The organism is Acetobacter sp. AC2005 (genome assembly GCF_037901235.1).
GTDB lineage: Bacteria > Pseudomonadota > Alphaproteobacteria > Acetobacterales > Acetobacteraceae > Acetobacter > Acetobacter oryzoeni.
In genome coordinates, this window is the sequence record NZ_CP149626.1 from 114,545 (window position 1) to 140,029 (window position 25,485).

Sequence of the window (25,485 nt, forward strand, 5' to 3'; positions counted from 1 at the left end):
CTTGGAGGCGCACGATGAAACGGCAGAAACCAGCCGTTCTCCGGCGTTTAAGTGACCCGGATTTTCAGGGACGTGTTGTCGAGAGATCGCTTTGGGTCAATATTACGTTGTCTGCACTTTTGTGCGTATTTGTGATTCATGATGTTTATATCTGGGTAAATCCGCCACGTCCGAAATTCTTTTATGTTGACGGGCAGAACCCGCCACGGCCTGCTGTACCACTGGAGAGCCCCATTCTGGGACAGGATCAACTGCTGTCGTGGGCTGTACGTTGGGGCATAGCGCCCTATAACATCAACTATCGCGACTATCCGTCGCAGTTGAATACTGCTGGAGCGCATTACACCATTGACGGATGGAACAGTTTTGCACGTTCATTCATCAAAGCAGGTAATCTTGATAAACTGAAACAGGCAAAACTTCTGTGTTTTGCTCAGCCTACACGTGCGGCAACCATTCGTGACCAGAAAGTTGTGAACGGTCATGTTCACTACGTGGTTCAGTTTCCTTTCATCCAGACTTGTGAAAACGTGAACCAACAAAACACCCAGACGCTCATGGCGACCATGGTCATAGATCGTGTTGACGATATGGACCATCCCGATGGTCTGGCCATAAGCCAACTTGTTGTTGGTCCTATGGGGAATTAAGGCCATGAAAACACTGAAATCCCTTTTTTTCCTCCCGTTTGCCCTTATGTCAGTTGTGGCTCATGCCCAGACGCAACCGGCTGGACCCGGTGCACAGATGTCCGGCATGCCTGATCCTGATCAGGTCGCACGCCAGCAGGCGGAACACGACGCCATCCCTCTGACACCCGAAGAAATCCTGCGCCTGGGTAAACGTCTCAAGGAAGTTGATCGTGCTCAGGAAGCTGTACAAACCGAAATGGTCGCGCCTAACGTGCGTCCGGCCATCCGTGTGTCTTTCCAACCTGGTCAACATACCAGCATTATTTTCACTGCCAAAGGCTACCCAACTGCGCTGTCTTTCGTTGATCGGACGGGCCAGCCATGGCCGATTGCGTGGAATATCGGAAGTATGACAGCCAATGCTACAGGCGGGACCAATTGTGGTGCTTCGGCTAATGGCAATTCTGATAAAAACGGGTCTCCAGCCGTTCAGACATCAGGCTTTTATGTCTGCGTCCCATACAAAGGCAGCAATACAATCAATATTCAACCGCTCTCACTGCAACCACGTGGGGGTCTGTTAGTCACGCTGAAGGATGCTCCCAAGCCCATCTCTTTCCTCTTGCTGGCAGGAAGGGGATCTTATGATGACAACCTGACCGTCCGCGTTGCCGGTGATGGTCCAAACGCCAAGGTAGAAATTGATACACGTCCCGGTGCTCCGGCAACAGGTGATCCCTATCTCAACGCAATGCTTAGCGGCATTGCACCAGCTGCCGCTGTTCCATTGAGTGTTGAAGGGGTTTCACCAGATGATGTGCGTGCTTGGAAAATTGGCAATGAAATGTATCTACGCACAAAACTCGTCCTCATGACGCCCGCCTGGGACAGTTCTGAACATGGGGAAGGTGGTTATACCATCTATGCTTTTCATGAAACACCCTATGTCCTTTTATCTGATTCAGGTCGCACCGTATCCGCCAGCATCCGGGAGGCGCAATAATGGCTTTCAAATTCAAACAGATCTTCAGCAGTGCGGGTGAAGGAGGCAACCGTCGGCTGTTCATGATCGGCGGTGTGGTCGGCACATTGGTGATTGGCGTACTCGCTCTGAGTTCCATCCATCATCGAGAGATGCCCCAGTCAAATGCCGGCGTTACTCAGGCAGTCAATCCACTCCCCGGTGGGCTGAACGCGACGCCAAAACAGGAAGAACTACGTAAACAAGACTTAGAGGAAGGCGCAACTACGGCCCAAAATACCGGACAGTCCTTCACGCCTGATCTTGCTCCTGGCAAATCAGCCAACCCGCCTGAGCCCGTTCATGAAGTGGGGGAAGTCGGGCAAGACGAAGATCCTTCAATGGCAAAGCGTCTTCCATCCCCGCCTTCTCCACAGGTTGCGGAAATCCCCGCACAACCTCTAGTTCAGACCTCTCCTGCCTATGCTGTTGCACCTGTAGATGGGCAAGGGGGAAACCCCAAAAACAAACTCTATGCTGACGCTATTGCTGATCTACGTAAAACCCTGTCACCTCATATGCCGGTTACGTCCGTCATGTACACACAAGACGAGCTGACCCCCAAAGATGAACCATCGGCAAGCTCTAAGGCCAACACATCCAAATCTCCTGAAAATTCACTCTCCCAAGCTGCGAGCAATTCCACTTCCACCCAGAATAAGGTTCTGATTCCAGCCGGTCGGGGCATTTATGCCCATACTGTCACCGCGACAAACAGTGATCTGAACGGGGATGTCATTCTGGAAGCTGATTCCGGACCTATTGCCGGAGACCGAATGATTGCTTCTGTTTCACGTGCGGGAGGTCATATGAACCGCCTTGTCCTCGCCGTGCGTTCCGTGATGCATAAGGGCCAAACCCTCTCGGTGACTGGTATGGTTGTCGCGCCCAGGACAATGGAAGCGGCTGTGGCATCAAGCGTCGATCAACTTTATGTCGAACGCTTTCTGCTTCCCGGAGCAGCGGCATTCGTACAGGGACTTGGATCCGCACTTGAGACCACATCCAACACGGTTGGCTCAATTGGAGGTCTGGGGAACGTCAATTATGTTGAGCGCCTTAATTTTCCTCAACAGTTAGGTGTCGCCGCGGGTCAGGCCGCCAGCCAGATCAACAGTGCCCTGATGCAACAGATGCCAACCCAGCCCAGGGTTAATCTCGCCGCCAATGTTAGTGTTGGTGTCGTGTTTACCGCTAATGTGACAGCTAAACAGTAGCCATGATTTTTTTCAATCCTGTCGCATCATGATCCGTGATCCTGTCCCCAGTTTCAAACACAAAGGACAGGATCATGTCAGCAGAACCCCGTCATTTTGCATTTCCGCAGGACGATACAGGCACAATCCGCCATCTCCGCCCCAATAACCTGGTTCAGGCACCAGAGCAGGTAGAGACATCACCTGAACCAGAGAACCCACCTCAGCCAAAAACGGAAGACGTTGTCGAGAAACAGGGGCTGACGGCAATAAGGGAAAAGCTCTCAGACAAAAGAGTTCTTTTGGCAGGCGGGGCAGCTGGCGCTTTCATCATGCTGCTCACAGGCTGGTGGGCATTCCATTCCACATCTCCCGTCATGCAGCAGGCAGGACAGGAAGTCGGCATGGTGGCTTCCCCACAGTCCAGACCTGTGCCCAAAAAAATACAATCTGCTGCACCTCCCCAGTCACAGGACATCCCCACACCGCAGGCATCAGATAGCATTCAGCACGCGGCTCCATTTGATGACCTCAGCGCAATGCTCGCGGCCGGCCCGCGCCATAAAAGCCCAGAAAATAGCAACCAGGCCTCCCCGCCTGTGCCATCGCCGTCTGGACTGCAGGCCGCGAGAACTCATGCCGAGGCGCCTCCTGAGTCTCTGACGCCGCAGACTGCGGCTGAGACCGCACGTCATCTGGTTGCCGCTCCCATGAGCCCCAAAGACCAGGTCGATGTGCTGCAGCTTGTAACAATGGAAGCAGCCCTCGTTCAAAACACTCGAACAGAAATTGCCGCCCTGCGGAAGGAATTGCAGCTCGAACGTGATGAGGCACAGAAAGCCCGCGCCGATTTCCTGCGCCGCCTTGCCCTGCTGGAAGCCCGCAAAGCCGTGGCAGATGCCACTGATCTTCCCAATACTGCGCGAGAAGACGCCGCAGATCAGGCCAAACGTGCACTCGCTGCCGCCATGGCTCAACCTGAACGACCACCCTCTCCTTCTTCCGCAGGCCCACTTGCCCACACACAGCAAGCTCAGACACTCCCGGTTGCGCCACGTCCGCCGCATAACTGGATACCGCACTACCGGATTGTTTCTGCCTCTCCGTTATTGGGGATGGTCCAGGACGACAACGCACCCGCAGGAGAACAAAGTCAGCTTGAAGTTGAACCAGGAACCAACCTGAGGGGGTATGGGATAGTGAAATCCATCTATCAGGTTGGCACCAATTGGGTGATCAAGACTGATCATGGTCTGATCAACTGAGGAGAATGACGTGGAAGGGCTCGTCAATTTTCTCAATGATATTGCCATCGGTGCATCGTGGCTTCTCCCCACGGCCTGCTATATCGCAGCATGCTACTGCTTCATTGTCGCCGTATGGGGAATGTGGCAGCAGAGCCAGCCTCAGAATCCTTTCGTTGGCAAACCATGGGTGCCCTACCTGTCTCTTGTCCTCTCAGGTGCCTTTGCAGCCTTCGATCGGATACTGACGAAATCCGCGACATCCGCAAAACTGAATGTTCAGGTCAGCCTGAAATCTGCATCCCCCACGGGATATACAGACGGCACGTCACCGATCGCAGGGGCAGGACCACACGACGCCATCATAGAAATTGTCAAAGATTTCTCGTTGTTTTTCGAAACATTCGGTGCGTGGGTCGCCTTTTTCGCCCTTCTCTCCTGGCAAGGCGCCATGACCGGCAAGAACAACCGAAGCAAGCTGGGTCTTGTTTGTCAGTTTGCTTTGGGAGTGGCTCTTCTCAACCCGGTCAAGGAAGCAAACTGGCTGCTTAGCTACTGGCCAAGCTGACGGAGAAAAGAACCTGTTTTCCGTCGCATGATGAACAGCTTTTCTCAATCGTGGGGATCACCCCAGAGTCATGACAATCGGAGCAAAACAAATGAACGCACTCATTGAAAAACCAACACCGTCCACTCGCACTCTGATCGGTCGCACATCGAGACTGGCAGCCGTCAGTGGTGTGACATTGGCACTGGCAGCCAATCATGCCTTCGCACAGGCTGTAGAGTCATCTGGTGATGGACTGGGCAAGCAGATTCAAAGCATGTCTCAAGAAGGGCTGACAACCGGTGGGACGGTTGCCGCCGCAGTGATGTACGTGCTTGCTTTTGTCTGCTTTATCGCTGGCGTCTGGGCTTTGTGGGAAAGCCGCAACCAGCAGACCCGTACCCCTGGCAAGATTGGCATGGGGATTGCCGGACTGGTTCTTTGCGGTCTGTTTGCAACCGGACCCAAGTGGGTCAACAAAGCTGCCAATACCGCTTCTGGCGGTCAGGCAACAGTCGGCACCCAGGCACAGGCCTACCAGTTCACTGGCGGTAACTGAGGCACAGGGTCATGACACAGCCGGACTTCCGCCTTTGCGTCCATCCCTTTGTAAGACTTCAGCCCGTAAAGGCAGAAGCTGGCACCACGACTTGCGCGTGCTGTGGCCTCCCATTTGGCGGGGCCAGCTTTTCATGGGGCGGTTCAGGCGTGCACATATGCCATCCCTGCAACCTGTTACAATCCCTGAACCGTCCCTCCATAGATCGGGAGAGCATCCTGATCTGGTGTCCCGAATTCGAGCAAAGACAGATCCTGGCCCTGACAGCTTATGCCCATCTCGCTCTCTATAGGGCATGCGGTAAAAAATTGCGTGAATGGACGCAGATCGTCACAACTCTGGCCACGGGGCGTGAGCCAGGAATGTTATCTCCCGAAGGTATCGCCGCAGCACAGACATTTCGCACCTTGCTGGCAAGGTCGGATGAGACATTCCGGCGTCTGCAGTCCTCAGCACCATCCCACGTCAGTATCGCACTTCAAATGGCAGATACATCCCGTAAAGGGGTGACCCAAGGACTGACTTATCTGGGCCAAAATCTCAGGCTTTTACCGCTGGGTCGTCTCTACGAAGGCGCTGATGACATCTATCCCGATATTTTGGAAGCGCGCTTACGCCTTCTTCCTCAAAACTCCTGACAGGTTCAGATAATGGCAGGCTATATCTCCACCCTTCTTGCAGGCCTCAGCCTTTTACTCCGTCAACCGTTGCAATCTTTTTGTGACGTTGAAACGACCCACGATGATCATCTGGTTACCAAACGTGGTGAATATATTTCTGTGCTGCGTATTAACGGTTTACGTCGGATGTGCACCCGACAGGAAATTGCCGAGTTGGCAGAGCAACAGCGGATCGAACTCCAGGGTGTGCTTGAAGAAAAAGGACATGCACTGGTCGGATGGTACTTGTCTGACCCTGACACAGCTCTGCAGGAAATTGATCAACTCTGTCTCCGATCCTGCCGTGCCATTGCCGCCAGACAGGGTCTGGATCTTAATGACCTCCTTGGTGAACGAAGCAAGCGTTGGCCAAATGTCATGCGCTCAGAAGTGGCGTATTATGTGCTCTGGACACGCAAGGGTGTATTGAGCCGTGAAGAACGCAAACAGGTTTCCGAAGAACAGGCCGCAACAGCAAAAGCGTTTCCCAATATTGGAGACACCCAACGCTTTGCCCTGCGCAGCGAAATCATGCTGGCACGGCACACCGCAGCTGTGCATCGCATTGAAGGCGCTTTGAATGGTCTGGATATATCCTGCACTCTCATCAACCCGCATGAAGCTCTGCGCATCACGCGTGAAATTGTTTATCGCGAAACAGCAGCTTCAAAGTGGAATCCCTGCCTGATAGGCGACCGTGTTATGCCACGTCTGCCTGATGCCCCTGATGCGGAAGGTCCTCTGCTTGAGGGGGAACTCTGGCCTGCCATCCGTGACCAGATATTCAATGCGGATGCCGATACCATAGGCGGTCAACTGGTCAACATCGGAGATTATTGCTACGCGCCGGTCGATATGGAACTCGGACCTGAAGATCCGCGTCCATTTTCGGAATTGTCAGCGACCCTTGGACGCAAGCGTATCCCGTGGCGCAGTGCGATGATTTTGGAAAGCGGTGGTGGAGCCGCCTTCGCCCTGAAGGAGGTCGGCGCAGGTTTTCTGGCAATGTTACCGGGAAACGAAGATATCCGCCGTTCATTTGCCGCGTTGAGGACAATGCGGGAAAAGAAAAACCACAATTCCGTTCGCCTACGCATGACGGCCGCAACATGGGCTCCCATAGGTGAGGATGCCAAATTGCGCCGTCAGGCCTCAGCTTTATCACAGGCGATTGAAGGATGGGGCAACTGTAAGACAACACGGGTTAGTGGCGACCCCTTGGAGGCAGCGATGGGCTCGGTGCCAACACTTTCTCTGGGCAGTACCGCCAATCCCTCACTCGCACCTTTAGGCGAGGCTTTTACCATGATGCCATGGGTGCGAAGCGCATCGCCATGGCAACGGGGGAGTATTCTTTTCCGCAGGCCCGATGGGTCAATCTGGTCTTTCGATCCGACTGGGGGAGGACTGCGAGAGGCAATTGTTGATATCATTGTTGCGCCGCCCGGTGGGGGAAAGACCGTGATGAGCAACACAATCAATCTTGGTCTTGTGTTAAGTTCAGCAGCTCTTTCGGGAAACGGTGCCAAACTGCCGTTCATCGGGAAAGTGGATATTGGCCCCGGCGGTCAGGGTTTTGTCTCACTGCTGCAAGCTGCGCTGGGACAAGAACGCGCTCATGAAGCGGCTTACCTGAAAATGCAGAAAACCCAAGGTTATGAAGTCAACGTCTTTGACCTTCAATTGGGACTTGAATACCCGCTCCCATTGGAGCGCGTGTTCCTTGAAAACTTTATTTCCCTGCTTGCAACGCCGCTGGGCAAGCCCCCCTTTGAAGGGATGGATCATCTTGTACAGGACGTGATTGATGAGGCATACCGTCTGTGCACGGACGTTTCGGGAGGTGAACCCAAACTCTACCGACCCGGAACTGAGCCTATGGTTGATGCTGCCATCCAGCATCATAACCTGACATTGCCACATCACGGTGGAGAAGAGGATCCAACCTGGTGGCGAGATGTCGTTGACGCCTTGATTGACGTTGGCGACTACAGAATGGCCGGGATTGCTCAACGTCATGCCGTGCCAGTCCTGCAGGATCTGCTGCGAGCCGCCAGAACACCCGAAATTTCCAAGCGTTACGAAAAAATCAGGATTGAAACAGGGGAAAGCCTAATTGATGTTTTTGATCGTTATATCATGAATGTCATCAAGAACTTTCCGACATTAGCGGCCCCAACCCAACTCGATCTGGGCGATGCCCGTGTGATCATGATTGATCTAGCAGAAGTTGCTCCCAAAGGCTCAGCGGCAGCCGATCGTCAGACGGCTTTGATGTATATGCTTGCCCGACATCTCATTGCGCGAAACTTTTTCCTTCATCCAGAATATGCCGATGAACCCGTGATGCCCTCCAAAATGCGAGATTATCACCTCGCGCGTTTCACGGAAATGAAGGAGGCGGTCAAACGCCTTGATTACGACGAATGGCATCGTGCTGAATCGGCACCACAAGTTAATGCACAGGCAGTAAGAGACGCACGTGAAGGCCGAAAACACGGCGTCCAGCTTGGGTTTATTTCGCAACGTCCACGAGATTTTTCTGATGATCTTATGGGACAGAGTACGGGGCGTTGGGTGCTTAAAAAGGGCGATGGGAAAGACGCTGAGCAACTGATATCACGATGGGAATTAACCACGGCCAGTGCATGGATCGTCAGAAATGCGCTCCCTGGCCCGGGTCGGAATGGCGCTCCCTTCTTTTTGCAGCTCAATGCCGCTGAAGGGATGTATGAAGTTCAGCTAATCAACGTTCTCGGCCCTATTGAGTTGTGGAGTTTTAGTTCCACCCCTGGAGATACAGCACTTAGATCACGATTGTTCAACGCCATAGGCTCCCAAATGGCATTGCGGTATCTCGCTGTAGTATTTCCCGATGGATCCGCGATAGGCGAAATCACGCGACGACGGCATGCTCGCATTAACGAAACAGGTCTGTCGGCAGAAGAAGCAGAGTTAGGCGTGATTGATGATCTCGCCAAGGAAATTCTTGAAGGCCGCGGGATTGCCGTTGGCGTTCACGATAGAGTTCGTTCAATGGATCATGATAACGATATACCTATTGCTGCCGAATAAAAACACTGGCTCTACGGGGATGATTATATCTTTTCCTTAGGGCCTGTTAGCACTTGATCCAATTTCTCGCTGCAGCGATGTGTATAAGCGTCCAGAAATCTAGGTCCTATTCAGCTGTATCCGGTAAATGCGTCTCCGGTATTATGTACTAAATAGACGTGTGAACTCATGTTTTTTTTCGCAGAAAAGCCGGTAGGATTTCCTACCGGCTTTTCTGTTATGTCATTCGTTAAATCGATCTGATGCTGTCTTATAAACCTGTTTCCGCTCTCGTTTACCAATGGCTATGACCAACAAAGTCATCTTTCCATCATCAACACTGTAAACGGCGCGTATTCCAGCGGTCCTCAGCTTGATTTCATAGCATCCAGCTAAATTGCCGCTCAGGGCTAAAGCCGGGATATGAGGGTTATGTTGTAGCTTAATGAGACGTTTAATAATCTGATTGTTTTCTGTCTTAGGAAGTGCGGCCAGTTCTTTTTTGGCCGCATCCAACATATCAACGGAGTAGAGACTCAAGATCAACATTCCTATGAATCTTGCCCGGATTCTTCAATCGTTCACGGACAAGCGCGTAAAACTCGGCATCCTCGTCGGATACCGTCAGCCGTTTTATCGGCAATTTTTTTTCCCTCACAACGTATTCGAGAATATCTCTGAAGAAATCGCTTGGTGTTGTTCCCAGTTCTTTTAATGTCGCATAAGCGTTTTCCTTTAGTTGGGTATTAACTTTCAGGTTGACCTGAGAGATTGCATTTGAAGATGTCATGATGTTTCCTTGCCTCCTGTATCCACTACAGAAAACAATTCGATTATATGATTGTTTTTAGCTAATCACATAGGATTTGCTTTTGATCTGGGGTCCATCTTTAAATGGATGTCTTGCAGGCTGTTCACAGCCTTATGTGGCAGGCGTTAGAGGGATGGGAAATCTGGTCTCCTTATCTGTTTCATCGTTCAAAATATAGCTAAAATCTACCTTTTGTAAAGCTCTTATTTCAGGCTCATAGAAAATGGGAGAGAAGACAACGCTCTCTCCCCTTAAATGTGCCTTGTCCGCCCCCACCCACTAAGGAACGGCGGGAAGGATATCGAGCATATCTGGAGCCAGCGGATAAAAAGTTGTGCCGCCCGCCACCACGGACCCAGTTCAGCAGGGATAGTCCGCTATTTCGCACCGTTCTCATGATGCCAGAAAATCGCTGCTATCGTGCGCCGCAGATCCCGTGGCAGTGTCTTACCCCTCGGCCGAACAGCCTCAATTAGAGGTTCACAGAACGACCATGTCTTGTCTGTAAAAGTGACTGTTCCGTCTCCTCCTTCCATCTATAAAAGATAGAAAGAATTTTAAGTGCTAACAGGCTCTAACGCCTTTTTTTGCGGGATTAAATCCTCTGGAACCCATTTTTTTTAAACTGGTCGCATCATGAAGGCTCACTCTGTTTTCATAAACGGAGTTGACCATGAAAAAGACCTCCTTTCTATTCGCAACACTCACTATCGGGCTTACAGCCTGTTCAGGGCACATAAAATCCGGCCTTATTGAAACGACCGGCATGCCCAATCCGGAATTGGCGCTGCAACGCTCCATTTCGAGTACCACTGCGGATCTGCGTGAACTGGGTACGATTCATGCCGCACCATCTGTCCCCGTCGCAGACCAGTCCAGCACTCCTGATGATATCAATCGTCGGATATGGTTTGTCTGGAAAGGTCCACTGAATGCTGGTGTCCGTAAGCTCGGCAAGGAAATCGGTTACACTGTAACCGTATTTGGCAAAAGCCATGATATTCCTGTCCAAACAAACAGTGTAGCTGCCGTTCTCGATATTCTCCGATCATTCGGTGATCAGGCCGGTGATGCGGCCACAGTTCAGGTCGATCCTTTCCATCATCAGATTGCGGTGGTCTATCATGCGTAAGACTATCCACTACACGCTTATGGCCTGCACGATGCTGGCAACCTTCGTTCGGCCCGGTCTTGCTGAGGAGGCACCGCATATCGACGGACGCCTTATTCCTTTCAAGACAAGCGCACCACCTCCAGCTCCCAATGGCACTCTTGTTCCAATGCCTCAGCCCCCAGAACCAGCGGCCGACGACATTGAACAGGCTGAGCCGGCATTGGCTAATCCGACCAACAAGCCGATTACTGGTGCTCAGGAACTCGACAAGATTGTTGGAGGTGATCGGCCACTGTCTCTTGAAGCCCTGCAAAACACGCGCCCCAATGATGAAGGATCTGACGGCTTAAAACCCGGACGCAAGGAGGCGTTGCAGGAAGCGGCTCACATCTATGGCGCTCAGGGTGGGCTTGCAGCACGAAGTTTCGCCATCAATGAAATGCTGCGCCGCTATGAAGATACACTGGATGCGACATTTGATTTTCGCTCCCTTGTCCTGCCCATCGGGAGCGGTCAGACGCTTATGCAGCCCCCAATCGTCACCGAGGCCCAGATGGCATTCGCCCTCAACGGCACTGGTCAGGTCGCGCATGAAACTCAATGTGTTTTTGAAATTACCCGAGAAGCACAGCTGACATCAGCTCCGCCCAACTGGCGAACCTATCTGGTCAGATCATGGCGCAAGCCACAACATCCTGCCGCAGCCGCTCTTCCCATGAACAGAAAGGAAGTGGGATACTGGAACGACTGGGTTGCGGAAGGCTGGGCTGCCGGAGAAAAGCAGGCCACGGAGATTTTTCTCTCCGACCTGTCCCGCCTTCAGCGCGATATCGTAGGCATGGCCCGCTATCGGGTTCTTCTGGCCAACGGCAGAGTTGAAGAACCCCATGTGGTGTTTGAACAGAAGGCATCGGTCGGTGGCGGCGACACCCTGCATGTTGGGGATCGTGTTGTGCGCATCACCAGCCAACCTGGTCTTCGCGGGCTACGTCGTGATCGTGGATATGGCTTCTCTGCCCCTCTTTACCCGGAGCGCTGCCGATGAACGTCATCATTACTCCCCCGGAAGAACGCGAAACCTGGGAAAACGAAGGGCGTTCCGGCTACACATGGGTGGTTGAACGCCGCAAATATGCGCCAGGACTGGATGACCTTCTGAAATGGGCCTACCGGCTGGGCGCCTCCCGTATCGATTTCAAGACAGGCCATCCCGTCACCATTCTGGTGCATGGGAAAGTTCGCTGTGCGACACGTGGCGCGACAGATGACTTCGCAATTGCCGACGTTGTCAGCCATATGTATGCGCAGGACGGGATGTCCATGCTCGCCATCTACCATGATCTGGATAGCGCATATTCCGTTTCACTCAACCGGCGAGAAACCCTGCGTTTTCGAGTGAACTTCACCCCGTGCGAAGTCATGCGTGGACAGGGTGTGAACATCGTCATGCGCCCTATTCCTTCCCGACCGCCCAGTCTAGCTTCTCAGAATGTCGAACCTGAAGTTTTGGCCAGCAACGACATTCCGTCGGGCATGAAACTCATCGGTGGCGCAACCGGGCAAGGAAAGTCATCTCTCACCTTTGCTTTGGCCGAAGAAAAAGTCATGCGGCCTGATGCAAACTGCAACATTGCAACCGGAGAATCTCCAGTCGAATTCCTGATGGACTATATCCGGTCTCCCACGGGATCAAAAATCACCCAGACCGAGATCCGGCCGCCCCACATGACGTTTGCGAAATTCGTGCGCGGAACGACCCGTCGGGAGATGACAGAACTGATTGTCGGTGAGTGCCGCGATCACGAGACCATGGATGCCGCGATCAACTGCGCGATCACCGGAAGCATTTTGGGCACAACAATCCATGCAGACAATGTGGGTCTCATGATGCAACGGGCTGTCTCACTCTGTGCCCGTGAAGAACGTGACAATCTTGTCTCCGCTCTGGCCCAATCAATGCGCTTCTGTCTGAACCAGCGTCTTCTCCCACGCAAAGGAGGAGGTCGTGTGGCGATCCGCGAATTCCTGACCTTTGACCGCGACCTGCGCTTCAGGCTGATGCGCACCGATCCACAATGCTGGCCCGAGTTCATCAATGATGTCTTGAAAACGGATGGCCAAAGCTATGCGCGTGCCATCGATGCCCGCCTCGAACAGGGCCTGATCACCGAAGAAACCGCACTCATGGCAAAAAGGAGAGATGATTGATGTGGCGCGGAACAGGCTTACCCGTAAAGTTTCTTATTCTGGACGCCAGAAGCTGTCTGCCCATTTTGCTGGCAGTTGTTCACTGGAGTTGGACAACATTGATCATCGGAGTGCTGGGCACAGCCTTTTTTGGCACCATTTCGTTTTTTGGGCTCACCTTGCCTGCTGCACTGCGGACGGCGCGCCGCTGGCTCATTGGCAGGAGACGCACGGCAGTCCCGACATGGAAGCGACGGAGATACTCATGAACATATCTGCTTCCATCGTGCGGGTTGATGATGTCGCACATGGTGTCCTTACCCTTCTGTCAGAAATTGAACGTCCAGCCATTGTGGTCGATCGTGCTACCGGACAAGAGGCCTCGGTCAGTCACGAGGAAATCGCCCGTGCCGATGGTTATCTTCCTGTCATCGTCGTGGCAGCCGAAGCGCTCTGGTTTGACCTGACAGGCACCGGTTTTGCGCTGGATGTGCGCGAAAATGCTGAGGCCACACTGGGCTACTCTCTCCACGGCATACGGGCCGGATCATGGTCTGTACTGATGCTGTGCATCATAGACCTTTTCGAAACACTTGCCCTGAACGAAGAGACGCTGCGTCTGAACGATCTAGTCGAGCTCTGGGGCAACGCCCGATCCCGTCTACAGACTGTTCCCGTACCACTTCAGGAGGCAAGCTGATGAAAAGCCTCTCGCTTCTTACCGCCACATTTCTGGCACTCGGACTTACGCGCATCTCGCACGCCCAGACAGCACAGGACGATGCCTTTGTGCAGGGACAACGTGTACAGGCCTGTCTCACGGCTGCAGCATCCAATGCGCGCGTGCCTGCTGGCGTTCTCCTCGTTCTGCTTTATGTCGAAAACGGGCGTCCAGGGATGGTGAGCACCAATTCCAATGGCACGGTGGATCTGGGGCCCATGCAGGTCAATTCGACCTGGGTTCGCAAGGTCGCAGCGCATTGGCACAGCACGCCGCTCCGTACCTACACGGCATTACGAGACAATGTTTGCGCCAATATCGAGGCTGGAAGCTGGATCCTGGGACAGGCTCTGTCCGAGACGCATGGAGATCTCTGGCAGGCTGTCGCCTATTACCACTCACATACCCCACGTTACGGAGAAGCGTATCTCAGACGTTTCTACCACATCGCAACGGATATGATGGTACGTGCCCGCAAAGGACGTGCGTCATGAGCAGCAGTAGCACTCCCTGGTCATCCAGCGATGACTATGCCCTGTTCTCCATCATTGCCATTATTGTTGGCGGAGCCGGACTTTCCTACATGGTGTGGTCCAACTGGCACGCCGAGATCTCCCTGCTGTATATCCGAGCACTCGTCTGGCAGATTGACTTCCTGCACCTGCATTCACAGCCGATCGTTCAGTTACGCCAGCAGCTCGTAACAGCCTCGTGGTCGCCAGAGCATGTGCGGGCCATTCAACTCTGGTACGGTTTGATGATACTGGGCAGCGCATTGCGCTGGCCTGTTGCCATCATCATTGCTGCGCTGGGGATCACATGCATCTTCAGAGCAACGCCTGGTCGCTTCGCTAAAGCCCTTGACCTTGAGGGACTGATTGAAGTCCAGGCCCGTATGTTTCCGACACTGCGTGGTTTCGCCGAGCGGCGCCTGACCAAATTGGTGGCTCCAGCCCAAGGAATGCCCCGCCCTGCGGATCCTGCGCTTCACGCCCATGAATGGCGGGCTCGGTTCGCTACAGATCGGAACGGTCATTTCAGCGAGGCAGGCGCCATTTCGGCGTTTACGGCGCAACTTGGCAGGCACTGGACCGGACTTGACGCGGCCACGCCCGTTGAACGCGTTCTGTTCGCTGCCTTCATCGCTCATCATAGCCAGGAACGGGCTGAGGCGATGGATCTGCTTGGTCGGCTATCCGAAAGTCTGCGCAAGGCCGGACTGGATGGACCAGAGGGTCCCAAATCAGCCCTTTCTGTTCCCAGCGAAATTATCTCCATTGCCGACGAAAAGCTGAGTGTTCCCGGTGTAAGTGCGAAAATCGATACGATTTGCGCTCGCAATGGATGGACCACGACTGCGCTTATGACCCTTCTGACCGAAGCACGGCGCAAGGCAGGCGTTCTGGCGCCACCAGCCTTTGCAATCGTCAAGCTGATAGATCGATCTCTCTGGTACGCTCTGCATTCACTGGGTTTCCCTCACGAGCGGCCTGAGGAAGACGTCCACCCCAATCCCCGTGTTGAAGCAGCCGGTGCACGTGCCCACTGGGAAGCCGAACGCAAGGCACGTCGCCCGATCTACACGCCAACCGTTTCGGTTGCTGTCGCAACACTCCAGAAAAATTCAGATCAGAGCTGAAGGACAACCAAGATGACCACGATCACCATTGAAACCGAAGGTCAGCCCCCTATCGTCATCACCGTTGGACACTCCAACACCATGACTGTCAGCAAAAAGGATTATCTGACACACCCTCAGCCCCATCCTCTTTCTCCGCCAGCCCATGCCTTACCGTCCATGTCCCCAACTGCTGCGTCACCATCTGGATGGAAAAACTGCCTCAGAAACTATGCGCCAGGTGTCGCGCTCGGGGTCATTGCTGCCATTGTGATCATCGGTTCCCGACCAGCACAGATACCTACGCCCATGATGCAGGATCCCGGAAATACGATACCCCAGCAACCCATGCTACCGCCGCTCTCCGGTGGGCCGATCGGGGCCTCATCTCCCTCAGGCGGGTACGGTCCAGACGGTCAAGAAGGACCGCGAAGCGTTAACGAAACCGTCAGAGATACGCAACGGGCAATAGCATCAGACCGTATAGGGCTTCCCCAACAAAGACCTGATGGAACAGGCCCAACTGGAGCCGGGCTGAATCAAGGGGGTGCCCCAACAGCTGGCGTTGCACCGACCATAAAAGGCGCGCCAGTCGTGGGTCTGCCCCAACCCGGCTCATCTGACACCAGTTCCAAAAGCAACTCTCCGTTCGGTCTGGAGCCCTGATCGATGGTGAAACGTCAGATTGGTGGTCCACTTGGCCATCAACAAATCAAGCGGGGTGCGACCTACCGTGATACCCGCCCGCTGTTCGAGCGTTTTACAGCGGAAATGCGGACATCCTCGTCAGGCTTTGTGCTCCTGATTGTGGCCGGGCTGAGTTGGTTTATCCCCGCCCTGGTCGGTCTCACCCTTCCTCTAGCTCTTCTCCTGACGTGTTGGGTTGTTACCCGCAAGCCGTTGCTTCCTTTTCATCTGCCGCGATATTCAGAACTTCCTGATGCACATGATCTCGATCCCAGCACACGCAAACCCAAGAAAGCGGGCGGGATCATCTATCTGGGCACTGATGCGCATACAGGCCAGCAACTCTGGTTCTCCTCTGATGCCGGCCGCCAGCATGCCGCCATGCCAGGAACAACAGGGGCCGGCAAAACAACCTCGGCGCTCTCCCTGATGGCCAATCCCCTCTCTCATGGGTCTGGGTTTCTGCTGATAGATGGGAAAGGCGACAATACGGTCTATGGTGATGTCGCAGCACTCCTCAGACGCTTCGGGCTGGATGATCAACTCCTGACCCTCAATCTTCTGACCGCCAGCTCCATCCGGGAATCAAATACGTTTAATCCGTTTGCGACAGGCAATGCTGACGCCATCCGCGAAATGCTGGTCAGTCAGTTGGGTGAACCTGTTTCCAACGATGCCAACGGCGTCTTCCGCGACCGTGCCGTCAATCTGATCGGAACACTGACGCCTGCATTGGTCTGGATGCGCGATCGGCATGGTATCTCCATCAACATTGAAACCATCCGTTTCGCAACGGAATTGCGTTGGCTGGCAACCTTGGCCCGACACAAGATCTTCCTTGTCCGCAGCCCCGGTCAGCCACAGCCCATCAAGATCCCGGTTCCAGACATTCCTGATGATGTACTCTATCCTTTTCAGGCCTATCTGGGTGAGCTTCCCGGCTACGATATCGGGCTGGAATGGAATCAGCAGAAAGAAAGCCGTCCTTCTGAGCAACATGGCTTTGCGACCATGTATTTCTCCAAAATCTTCACCCAGTTCGCTGTTTCGCTTGGGCATATTTTCAAATGTGAAAACGGCGATATCGACATGCGTGATGTGGTGCTCAACCGTCGTGTTCTGGTCGTGATCCTGCCGTCACTGGAGAACTCTTCTGACACGCTGGCAGGACTGGGGAAGATCATCGTAGCATCAGTGCGGGCTGTTATGGCTCAACTCCTTGGTGCCCGCCTCAATGGTCCTGCTTCCGAGATCTTCAAACTCAAGGCCGGATCAGGGGATGCGCCTTACCAGTTTTTCTTCGACGAACTGAGTGCCTACGCCACAGATGGCATGGACCGGATGCTCGCTATGGGACGCGGCCTGAACTGCATGTTCTGGTTGGGATTTCAGGATCTGCCGGGCCTGACCAGCCGGATTGGAGATAAGGCATTTACGCTTTTGGGAAATGCCAATCTGACCCATGCCATGCGTCTGCAGGACGCCATGAGGACGCGCGAGTGGATCGAAAAGCAGGCAGACCGTGTGGAAGTCACACAAGCCACTCACTATGAGGGCAATTCGGCAGGCAGTTATCGCGAAGGTCGCGGTGCAGAAATCCGCGAAGTCGCACGAATTCCATGGGCAGATCTACAATCCCTTATTGAAGGCGAGGCGATCACCATGTTTGGTGGCAAGGTCGTCCATTCCAAGACATTCTTCGCGGCCGTCAACGGACGAACAGGCGTCATCCGTACAGCGCAACCTGTTATGTTGTCCGCTCCGCTGGTGCTGGATGGCAGTGCACCGGACGATGAAACCCGAGCGGTGCTGGAAACCATCGAAAACGGCAGTTATCGTTCGGAGCTCCATGCGCCAGTAACGGAACCTGCCTTTGAGCGTCTGGTTGCAGAGGTCAAATCGGCAGGCAACACACCCGCAGCTATTGGAAGGAGATTTCCGATCATTGCGCAGGCGACTGTCGGTCTCTCCGTCGAAGCTATTCCAGGGAATGACAATACGTTGGTCAACTTCCCTTCTCGACGACCGGAAGAGGAAAGAACCCCCTTCTCGCTGATGCTGCGTGACGCGGCCATGAATCCAAAACCCGGCTATGAAAAAATTCCTTCTCCCCGCCCGCCCCTGGATGGTGTGCTTCTTGGGACACTGGACGCGATAGAACGCGCGATTGATCCACGCCCTGGCATCGCGCGTAAGCAGGCGCTGCTTCTGCTGGGTGTTTACGATCTCGTGAAGGATGCCCAAAAGCGATTTGAGGACGATATTCCGCAAACTATTGACCATACAGAACTAGCCCGTCAGATACACACACTTTCAAAAAGGCTCGTTGCATGAATGATATTGTTGTTCTCCCTGGTAGAGAGAAACTGTCTCTGGAATGGAAACAGACAGACCCAGAGCGATATCAGCGCCGACTCAAGGCAAAGCATGCTGACAATAGCAAAGCAGGTCCCGGAGAAAAGGCACATTGCCTGTGCGTCCATCAGGGACGTTATCTGGAGCTACAGATAAAACAACGTGGTGAAACGTATCATTTTGCATGCATGCAAAATACGGGGCCGTATCACCAGCCAACCTGTCCATTTTATAAACCAAACCCCGAAAAAAGCGGGCAGGCTGCTTATGTGGAAGGCGTAGTCAAAGAGGACACAGAGCATGAAGTCAGTGTTAAACTGATCAGTTCTTTGAAACGCAACAGTCCTGTGAATTCGCAAGCTCCGTCTTCCACGCCTGTAGGAACAAGATCTGGCGGCAAAACGCAGAGACGCATGACCACTCTTGGTTTGCTGCACCTCCTGTGGGAGCGTGCCGGCCTGCACTATTGGCGACCGCAGTTTAATGGACACCGAACTGATTCCAAAGCCCTCAGACGAGCCTACGCAACATCTCGAAACATCAAGATCCAACATGGCATCAGGCTGGATCAGGTACTGTGTCCAGTCGTATCAGATGATCGGAATATTTTGTACTCTACGCACAGGACAATTAGAAATCATTCAGAAAAATTAAGACTGTATGTGATTGGGCGTTTGAGCAGCGCTCAGGCTAATCCTTATGGCAAAGGACAGAATATCGAATTAGCTGGAATTCGTGACGGTTACCGTATGTTCATGACGATTTCACAATCGAGGTGGGAGCGAGTGGAAAGATCGTATCCACGAGAACTGGCAGAATTTTTTCGTAATGAGGAAGGGCTGTCCGTCTTTGGCTTGTTCCTCGTCACCATAGACCCGATAAAAAAGGGGAAATACACTAATTTCAGTACCGTTCAGGTTGATGATGCGGCTCTGATGACAACAACTGACCAACTCATTCCTGTCGAAAGCCGTTTCGAGGCAAAGATCGCAGATCTACTCGTCAATCAGAAACGGAGCTTCATTAAGCCTCTCCGCTTCGATGCGACAAGAGACCTTGTCCGGCCAGACTTCATTTTGACAGATGTCAGAGAAAGGGAGGGCTGTCCAATGGAAGTATTCGGGCGAACGGATGAAAAATATCTCGCACGTAAAGCTGAGAAAGAAAGCTACTACGTGCGAGTATTTGGTTCTGACAACTGGTGGTTATGGAATGCCGCAGACGGAGACCCCATACCATCATTACCAGATCTCGCTTTGAATCAATGAAGAAAACGATCAGCTGATGGCGTAGCATTGAGTCGTAGCGGGTTTTACCTTCGTGTTTTCGACATCACATCGAAAACGACCTTGATTTGTTTCAATGATATAAATCCCCCCAGTTATGTCCATCATCGCGGCCTCTACCCAGCCGTCTTTCAACAAGTCAAACATCGGCGTACTGACCAGTTTATTTTTCGTAGGAACTTTGGGTACTTCGGCAACAGTCTGATCGGCTAGTGCCTATGGTATCGTTGCAAACAGGAAAGAAGCCATAGCCAGTGTCACGGAAAGACTTTTTCTCAGTATGGATATACCTATCATAAGTTAAAATCCTCTAAAATTTTCCGTATTACTCCAGTCCTAAAGAAGAATGACGCAGTAATTTGACCAATTTGTGATCAGGATGAGAATACGCTTTGGTTCAACACTCTGTTAATATTTGAAATTACAAAGATGAAAAAGGATGCTTTGTATGAAAAATAATGCATTTATTCCTCCAGTAATTAAATCACGAGAATATCTTCTGTCAAAATTGAGGATACAAAAAAATAGTATTCCAATAACTAAAACGGGAACAACTTATAATCTAGCACAACAAACGAGGTGGCTCAGTAACGATAACTTTGCTGTTGGTCGTTGGGATGGCACTATGAGTATTTTTAATTATTCATCTGAGCCATTTACTGGCCCTAAACTGACAGCTGCAGTCAACTCTCCTTCTTCAGGAGGAGTACAAATGATAACCTACATTCCTCCCCGTATGATTGTCACATCAAACAATGACTCAAGTCTTTCAATATGGATCACGTCATCTGATGATTGGTCGGACTTAAAACTCGAAGACATCAAAACCTATGACAACTCGCTTGATGTCGCCACAAATGGTTCTTGGTTTCCGTGTGAATACGATAACGATACATCTACTTTAGTGGTAGGACATAATTCTGGCTTTCTATCCATATGGTCAGTGAATCATCACCATAAGGACATTCACTTCATTAAAAAAATAGATCTAAGAAACCCCAAACCTGTCAATCCTTTTGACTCTCATGCCATGTATGGAATGTGCATTCTCAAAGAAATAGGGCCAGATGCGAGGATTCTCTGTGGCTCAGATGATGGTTATATTTCTGTTGTTAACATTCACAGTGGAGATATATTATCCCAAACTATCTTCAACTCAGAAGCTCAAAGGGGAATAAATAGTGTCTCTGTCTCAGGAAATAAACTTCTCGTCGCCAACTGTTCGGTAGGTATTTACGATAAAAATCTTTGGTATTTTGATATTAATTTAGAAACAAATGAAATTTTTTATCAAGATAGCATGAACCTTCTCGTTGATAATAATAGGATTCAATCGTTTAATTTCGATGTAGAATGGGGAGAATATTCTGGAGGTCCGTGTTGGTTCGCTGGAACTGAGGAAGGCATCTTATGGATGGGAAGAGCCAACGCAAAACTTGATTTAGTTGGTTACGAAGCACTTTCAGAAAGTTCAATTGGAGCTGCATTAGCATTTATAAACAAACCAGGACGCCTTGCAGCTGCAATTCACAACATAGATCAATTTTCAACTGGTTCTCCCTAAATTAGCTATGAAGATTGAAATGATCAATCACAAGTTAGGATTTATATGGGCGCAATAATGTTTCAAGGCACAGGCTCAGATGTCGGAAAATCCGTAATTGTTGCGGGCATCTGCCGTGCCATTGCTAACCGCGGACTGAGTGTGCGCCCGTTCAAAGCCCAAAATATGTCTAACAATGCAGCCGTTACTTATGATGGCGGTGAAATAGGCCGTGCTCAGGCTACGCAGGCATTAGCATGTCGCACAGAACCAAGTATCGATATGAATCCCGTGTTGCTAAAACCCCAAACAGATCAGACAGCTCAACTTGTAGTGCATGGACAAATACGTGGTATACTTGGCGCTCATAACTTTCGTAATGGTCGCGGTGCATTACTCAATGACGTTATAGCAAGTTATCAACGTCTTCAGAAACAATGTGACATTGTTGTGGTGGAAGGGGCTGGCTCACCTGCTGAAATAAACTTGAGGGATGGCGACATTGCCAATATGGGTTTTGCACGCGCAGCTAATGTACCCGTTATCCTTTTGGGCGACGTTAATCGTGGAGGAGTTATTGCGTCTATTGTTGGCACACGAGCCATTATCGATCCTCATGATGCAGCACTAATTCAGGGCTTTGTAATTAACAAGTTTCGTGGCGACCTAAAATTATTCGAGGATGGATATCGTGATATCGAACGTCTGTCGAAATGGCCTGGCCTCGGTGTTATTCCCTGGCTAAGAGACTGTTCATTCTTGCCTAGCGAAGATGCTGTTGTTCTCGAAAAACACTCTACTGAATCCGCGCAGAAACTGCTTGTCGCATGTCCAATTACACCACGTATCTCCAATTTTGATGATCTAGATCCGCTTAGGCTCGAACCTGGGTTAGAATTAATCATGGTACCGCCGGGTCTTCCGATACCAAAAGAAGCCTCTCTAATCGTTCTCGCTGGCTCAAAAGCGACCATAAGTGACCTTGAAGCAATCCGACAGGAAGGTTGGGACATTGATATCTATGCGCATCATCGCCATGGGGGAATGATTCTGGGATTATGCGGGGGATATCAAATGCTTGGAAAACGTATAATTGATCCCTACGGTATTGAAGGGACTCCATCAGAAATCAATGGTTTAGGGTTATTAAATATTGAGACCGTTCTTAGAGAAAACAAAACACTGAGAAAAGTTAGTGGCCAATCTTTAGGGGCGCGGTGCGAAGGTTATGAAATGCATGTTGGAACTACCATAGGGCCGGATACGGTGAGGCCATTGGTACAATTTGATAATGGTCAGATTGATGGCGCGACTAGTACCGATGGATTAGTATCTGGCACATATTTGCATGGATTGTTCACAGATAGCGACCAACGTGCGGCGTGGCTTGCTCGCTTGGGTTTACCGAGTTCTTTCAAAAATTATTCTTCCTCGATAGATGAAGCACTTAATAATATCGCCGTAGAACTTGAACGGCACGTCAATATGAATGCTATCATTGATATCGCAAGATCATTTAATAGATCCTAGATTTTACTATTAACAACATATTATTATATTTTATAAAATATGTAATTTCTAACTATTACTGATATGTATTGGGATATAGATTGTATTTTAGAATAACAGAAGAAATTGGGCCTTTCTGGTTGATTCAATGAAAATCAACCAGTTCCAGTAAGAGCATTTTTGCTTCTATTATGCCATGTCGTTAGATGCTAATTATGACATCCACGCTCCACGTAGCTCGCTGCAAGATTCAAGACACGAAGGACGTTGACAACCCATTCGGCTTTATGTTCACGATCTGCACGTATTTGAGACGCAGATCCAGCTCCTTGCGGCTCATGACCTTAGGAGCCTTATCCAGTATCTTCTTCAGTTCCGCGTCCAGACGGCCAATGACATCACCATGTGCGACATCAATCTGACGCCCTCTGATAGCCATGAGGTTCTCTCGCCCAACATCACGTCCTTGAATGCGCGCCTGTTCCATTTTCCGGCCGATCTCAATGAGTTCACGTACCCGCTTGTCACGCGCTTTTCTCTTTCTATGAGGCAGATCCATTCCCAATGCCTTGTAGGGTTTATGCGCCATCTTCTTGGCAACATAATCCCACAACTGTTCACTGGTGATTGGCTCCTGATCACCCAGGGCGCGACCGTTCCTGACCGCTTCAAAAGTTGCACCATCAGATATCATCGTCCACGTTGTCCCTCGCGCACGACTTTCCGCAACATACGACGTAAATCCTGTTGCCAGATCGACACCACGCGGCATGGCATTGATATGCTCATCAGAGGTCAGCCCCTGAGCGGCATCAATTGTCATGGCATGACCAAATCCCAACAAAACGCGATGAGAGCGTGGATCTGATAGACGGCGCCATTCCACTTGTGCTTCCTGCCCATCCGCCAACCTCAGTTTCAGACCGGCGTCTGAAGCGTTAATAACCTCACAAATGTCACCGTTATTACCCACCCAGCTCAGTTTATCGCCCACTCGACCCCAGACACGACGGTAAAGGCGCACTTTATCTCCAGCAGCCAAAGCCATGTCATACTCTTCGCCACGTTGATCTATGGCTTTGATGATCTTTTCGTCCGCACCGATCTCACCGCGCTTTTGCAGTACCTGACGTACCGCAAGACTGAGATCAGCAGCATCCTTGTTCGTCAGCGCTGACATGGTGATCGTCTTGAATGATCCATCAGCCTTAGGGCCTTCGGCCTTCAGGGCATCTCTACAAGAAACATAATGTTGAGCGATGGTCTCCAGAACATTCTGATGGTCTCCGGTGACTAAACTGATGCTGCCGTCCTGGCGCTTCATCTCGATGGCCTGCCTGACCTCCTCGGTATGAAAACGGTTTCTGATGTCATCGTCACGATCCGCATCAGTCTCAGCGGCGACGGCTTTGCCCTTGGTCTCAAGCGCTTTTAGCTGCTCATCACTAGGCTCTTCACCACGAAAGAGCGCTGCAATTTCACGATTGCGCTTTGTTTTCTGACGTACGGTTGAAAGCAACTCGGCCTGATCTTCTGGCTCCAGCACCCGCTTGATGATCTCCAGAGCATCACCGGCCTCGATAGCCTGTGCCTGTTCTCTGTCACCCATCATACGTAAGGTCAGTCCCGTATCACGTTGCAGCTCCAGAAGCCTCAACATCTGACGCGGTGCCACCTGCCCTACTTCATCAAGGGCTATGACGGTATGCTCATCCAACTTGAGGTCGCCCCGATCAATACGGGCCAGAAAAGGAGAAAGGGCATATGTTTCCTCAATACCTGCGTCTTTCATAGCATCAGCCTGACGCCACGCATTGGACACGCCAATTATACGCCTTCCTGATGGGTTTCCCTGAGTATCATTGCGCCACGCATCCACCAGTGGCTTCAGCAGGGTGGTCTTCCCTGCTCCGGCCACACCCGTAAGCATGGCAATCCTGCCGCTTTGACCCAAAGTGAGCACAGCCTGACGCTGTGCATGGCCATGTTCCGAGGTAAAGTCCAGCCCTGAGCGCGCAATGGCAGCCTCAATGGCTTCCTTTCCGAGAGCCCCACTCCTGTCAGCCGCGGCACGAGCAATATGGATGGCCAGATCTTCCTCCAGTCTGATCTGCTCGGTATGTGTGACCCGTTCGCGGTCGCCCTTCATCTTGATAACAAGCTGCACTTTCTGGCCACGCACTTCGATCCCGCGCTTTTCCGTCAAGTCAACGACGTCATCTATATCAGAAATTCCACCTTCAATACCTGTCGCTATGAGCCCTCGCGCGGCATAGGTTCGGAGTTTTTCTGATGATCTATGACCGCAGCCGTCTCAAATTCCTTTTCCAGATGTCTGGCAACAAAACGCCATGCCTGATCAAGTCGTTGCTGTCGATCTAAGCCCGGATCAATCTCTGGACCCATCAGGCTTTGCTCAACCCAACCAAGCTCCTTCGCCTGCCGCTTCCAAATATCGTGGTCGTCAGCGTCCAGATCCTTACCCAATCGGGCGGCTAATCCTGCCATGGAAAGCATTTTCTGCTTCCGCTCGATGGACAGTTTATCCCATTCCAGCCCCTGTTCAGAGGCATAGGACTGAGCGGCTTTCAGGACGTTGGCGACCTTTGCTGAAAAAATCGGAAATTTCCTGTGGCACCGCTGAGACGACGGTTGCCTGTTCATTGGCGTCATACGTCTGGGCAATACCAATTTTACGCAATTCCTGGGCAAGAATAGCCTGGAAGTAAGCACCAAACTCGT

At 51.7% G+C, this 25,485-nt stretch carries 24 protein-coding genes and 1 pseudogene; 20 read left to right on the forward strand and 5 right to left on the reverse strand.

Annotated elements, in window-relative coordinates; translation table 11 throughout:
- Positions 1 to 14 precede the first annotated feature (14 nt).
- The 8 genes from QQM41_RS13560 (at position 15) to QQM41_RS13595 (ending at position 8,933) form a co-directional block, all read left to right on the forward strand.
- On the forward strand, positions 15 to 650 hold the full coding sequence (locus tag QQM41_RS13560) for a DotI/IcmL/TraM family protein (protein ID WP_339078169.1): 636 nt from the start codon (positions 15 to 17) through the stop codon (positions 648 to 650).
- Positions 651 to 654: 4 nt separating this feature from the next.
- The gene (locus QQM41_RS13565) at positions 655 to 1,635 is read left to right on the forward strand and encodes a DotH/IcmK family type IV secretion protein (RefSeq protein ID WP_042788890.1); all 981 of its coding nucleotides are present in this window, start codon (positions 655 to 657) and stop codon (positions 1,633 to 1,635) included.
- Complete coding sequence (locus tag QQM41_RS13570; RefSeq protein WP_042788889.1) at positions 1,635 to 2,870, forward strand: DotG/IcmE/VirB10 family protein; 1,236 nt, start codon at positions 1,635 to 1,637, stop codon at positions 2,868 to 2,870. Before QQM41_RS13565 ends, QQM41_RS13570 begins: the two co-directional genes overlap by 1 nt.
- Positions 2,871 to 2,944: 74 nt before the next feature.
- Positions 2,945 to 4,114, forward strand: a complete 1,170-nt coding sequence (locus QQM41_RS13575) for a hypothetical protein (protein WP_168455114.1) — start codon at positions 2,945 to 2,947, stop codon at positions 4,112 to 4,114.
- A 10-nt stretch (positions 4,115 to 4,124) separates the two neighbouring features.
- Positions 4,125 to 4,661, forward strand: a complete 537-nt coding sequence (locus tag QQM41_RS13580; protein ID WP_042788888.1) for a hypothetical protein — start codon at positions 4,125 to 4,127, stop codon at positions 4,659 to 4,661.
- Between the two features lie 91 nt (positions 4,662 to 4,752).
- Positions 4,753 to 5,199 carry a hypothetical protein gene (locus QQM41_RS13585; RefSeq protein ID WP_042788886.1) on the forward strand — a complete coding sequence of 149 codons (447 nt, stop codon included), beginning with the start codon at positions 4,753 to 4,755 and terminating at the stop codon, positions 5,197 to 5,199.
- Between the two features lie 11 nt (positions 5,200 to 5,210).
- Positions 5,211 to 5,837 carry a hypothetical protein gene (locus QQM41_RS13590; RefSeq protein ID WP_042788885.1) on the forward strand — a complete coding sequence of 209 codons (627 nt, stop codon included), beginning with the start codon at positions 5,211 to 5,213 and terminating at the stop codon, positions 5,835 to 5,837.
- A 12-nt stretch (positions 5,838 to 5,849) separates the two neighbouring features.
- Positions 5,850 to 8,933: an ATP-binding protein gene (locus tag QQM41_RS13595; protein ID WP_124306709.1), complete on the forward strand. Its 3,084-nt coding sequence runs from the start codon at positions 5,850 to 5,852 to the stop codon at positions 8,931 to 8,933.
- 222 nt (positions 8,934 to 9,155) lie between these two features.
- On the opposite strand, the gene QQM41_RS13600 is transcribed toward QQM41_RS13595, so the two are convergent.
- From QQM41_RS13600 to QQM41_RS13610, 3 genes and pseudogenes are all read right to left on the reverse strand, one after another.
- Positions 9,156 to 9,461, reverse strand: a complete 306-nt coding sequence (locus QQM41_RS13600; RefSeq protein WP_019089371.1) for a type II toxin-antitoxin system RelE/ParE family toxin — start codon at positions 9,459 to 9,461, stop codon at positions 9,156 to 9,158.
- Positions 9,433 to 9,702, reverse strand: a complete 270-nt coding sequence (locus QQM41_RS13605) for a type II toxin-antitoxin system RelB/DinJ family antitoxin (protein ID WP_012813307.1) — start codon at positions 9,700 to 9,702, stop codon at positions 9,433 to 9,435. The genes QQM41_RS13600 and QQM41_RS13605 overlap by 29 nt, the downstream gene beginning before the upstream one ends.
- Before the next feature lie 338 nt (positions 9,703 to 10,040).
- Positions 10,041 to 10,259, reverse strand: a pseudogene (locus QQM41_RS13610) (transposase); the annotation flags it as partial.
- A 137-nt stretch (positions 10,260 to 10,396) separates the two neighbouring features.
- Between QQM41_RS13610 and QQM41_RS13615 the strand changes: the two are divergent.
- The 12 genes from QQM41_RS13615 to QQM41_RS13670 all read left to right on the forward strand — a co-directional run bounded on the left by QQM41_RS13615 (position 10,397) and on the right by QQM41_RS13670 (position 22,764).
- Positions 10,397 to 10,855, forward strand: a complete 459-nt coding sequence (locus tag QQM41_RS13615) for a DotD/TraH family lipoprotein (protein WP_339078170.1) — start codon at positions 10,397 to 10,399, stop codon at positions 10,853 to 10,855.
- Entirely contained in the window at positions 10,848 to 11,882 is a 1,035-nt protein-coding gene (locus QQM41_RS13620; RefSeq protein ID WP_124306692.1) for a type IV secretory system conjugative DNA transfer family protein, read from the forward strand. The genes QQM41_RS13615 and QQM41_RS13620 overlap by 8 nt, the downstream gene beginning before the upstream one ends.
- Positions 11,879 to 13,045 carry a type IV pilus twitching motility protein PilT gene (locus QQM41_RS13625; RefSeq protein ID WP_012813304.1) on the forward strand — a complete coding sequence of 389 codons (1,167 nt, stop codon included), beginning with the start codon at positions 11,879 to 11,881 and terminating at the stop codon, positions 13,043 to 13,045. The genes QQM41_RS13620 and QQM41_RS13625 overlap by 4 nt, the downstream gene beginning before the upstream one ends.
- Positions 13,045 to 13,293 (forward strand): IcmT/TraK family protein, encoded by a 249-nt coding sequence (icmT, locus tag QQM41_RS13630; RefSeq protein WP_081273971.1) that lies wholly within the window; start codon positions 13,045 to 13,047, stop codon positions 13,291 to 13,293. Before QQM41_RS13625 ends, icmT begins: the two co-directional genes overlap by 1 nt.
- Positions 13,290 to 13,724 (forward strand): hypothetical protein, encoded by a 435-nt coding sequence (locus QQM41_RS13635; protein WP_064776532.1) that lies wholly within the window; start codon positions 13,290 to 13,292, stop codon positions 13,722 to 13,724. Before icmT ends, QQM41_RS13635 begins: the two co-directional genes overlap by 4 nt.
- Positions 13,724 to 14,239: a lytic transglycosylase domain-containing protein gene (locus QQM41_RS13640; protein WP_012813302.1), complete on the forward strand. Its 516-nt coding sequence runs from the start codon at positions 13,724 to 13,726 to the stop codon at positions 14,237 to 14,239. The genes QQM41_RS13635 and QQM41_RS13640 overlap by 1 nt, the downstream gene beginning before the upstream one ends.
- Entirely contained in the window at positions 14,236 to 15,384 is a 1,149-nt protein-coding gene (locus QQM41_RS13645; RefSeq protein ID WP_339078171.1) for a hypothetical protein, read from the forward strand. Before QQM41_RS13640 ends, QQM41_RS13645 begins: the two co-directional genes overlap by 4 nt.
- A gap of 12 nt (positions 15,385 to 15,396) precedes the next feature.
- Positions 15,397 to 16,029, forward strand: a complete 633-nt coding sequence (locus QQM41_RS13650; protein WP_042788865.1) for a hypothetical protein — start codon at positions 15,397 to 15,399, stop codon at positions 16,027 to 16,029.
- A 3-nt stretch (positions 16,030 to 16,032) separates the two neighbouring features.
- On the forward strand, positions 16,033 to 18,384 hold the full coding sequence (locus QQM41_RS13655) for a type IV secretory system conjugative DNA transfer family protein (RefSeq protein WP_231111233.1): 2,352 nt from the start codon (positions 16,033 to 16,035) through the stop codon (positions 18,382 to 18,384).
- Complete coding sequence (locus QQM41_RS13660) at positions 18,381 to 19,673, forward strand: DUF1173 family protein (RefSeq protein ID WP_339078172.1); 1,293 nt, start codon at positions 18,381 to 18,383, stop codon at positions 19,671 to 19,673. Before QQM41_RS13655 ends, QQM41_RS13660 begins: the two co-directional genes overlap by 4 nt.
- Before the next feature lie 466 nt (positions 19,674 to 20,139).
- Positions 20,140 to 21,255, forward strand: coding sequence for a WD40 repeat domain-containing protein (locus QQM41_RS13665; RefSeq protein ID WP_124306962.1), 1,116 nt, complete (start codon positions 20,140 to 20,142; stop codon positions 21,253 to 21,255).
- Positions 21,256 to 21,300: 45 nt separating this feature from the next.
- Entirely contained in the window at positions 21,301 to 22,764 is a 1,464-nt protein-coding gene (locus QQM41_RS13670; RefSeq protein WP_339078173.1) for a cobyric acid synthase, read from the forward strand.
- A gap of 229 nt (positions 22,765 to 22,993) precedes the next feature.
- Here QQM41_RS13670 and QQM41_RS13675 read toward each other — a convergent pair whose 3' ends face one another.
- Both QQM41_RS13675 and QQM41_RS13680 read right to left on the reverse strand, forming a co-directional pair.
- Complete coding sequence (locus QQM41_RS13675) at positions 22,994 to 24,949, reverse strand: AAA family ATPase (protein ID WP_339078174.1); 1,956 nt, start codon at positions 24,947 to 24,949, stop codon at positions 22,994 to 22,996.
- Between the two features lie 47 nt (positions 24,950 to 24,996).
- Complete coding sequence (locus QQM41_RS13680) at positions 24,997 to 25,416, reverse strand: hypothetical protein (RefSeq protein WP_339078175.1); 420 nt, start codon at positions 25,414 to 25,416, stop codon at positions 24,997 to 24,999.
- Between the last annotated feature and the right edge of the window lie 69 nt (positions 25,417 to 25,485).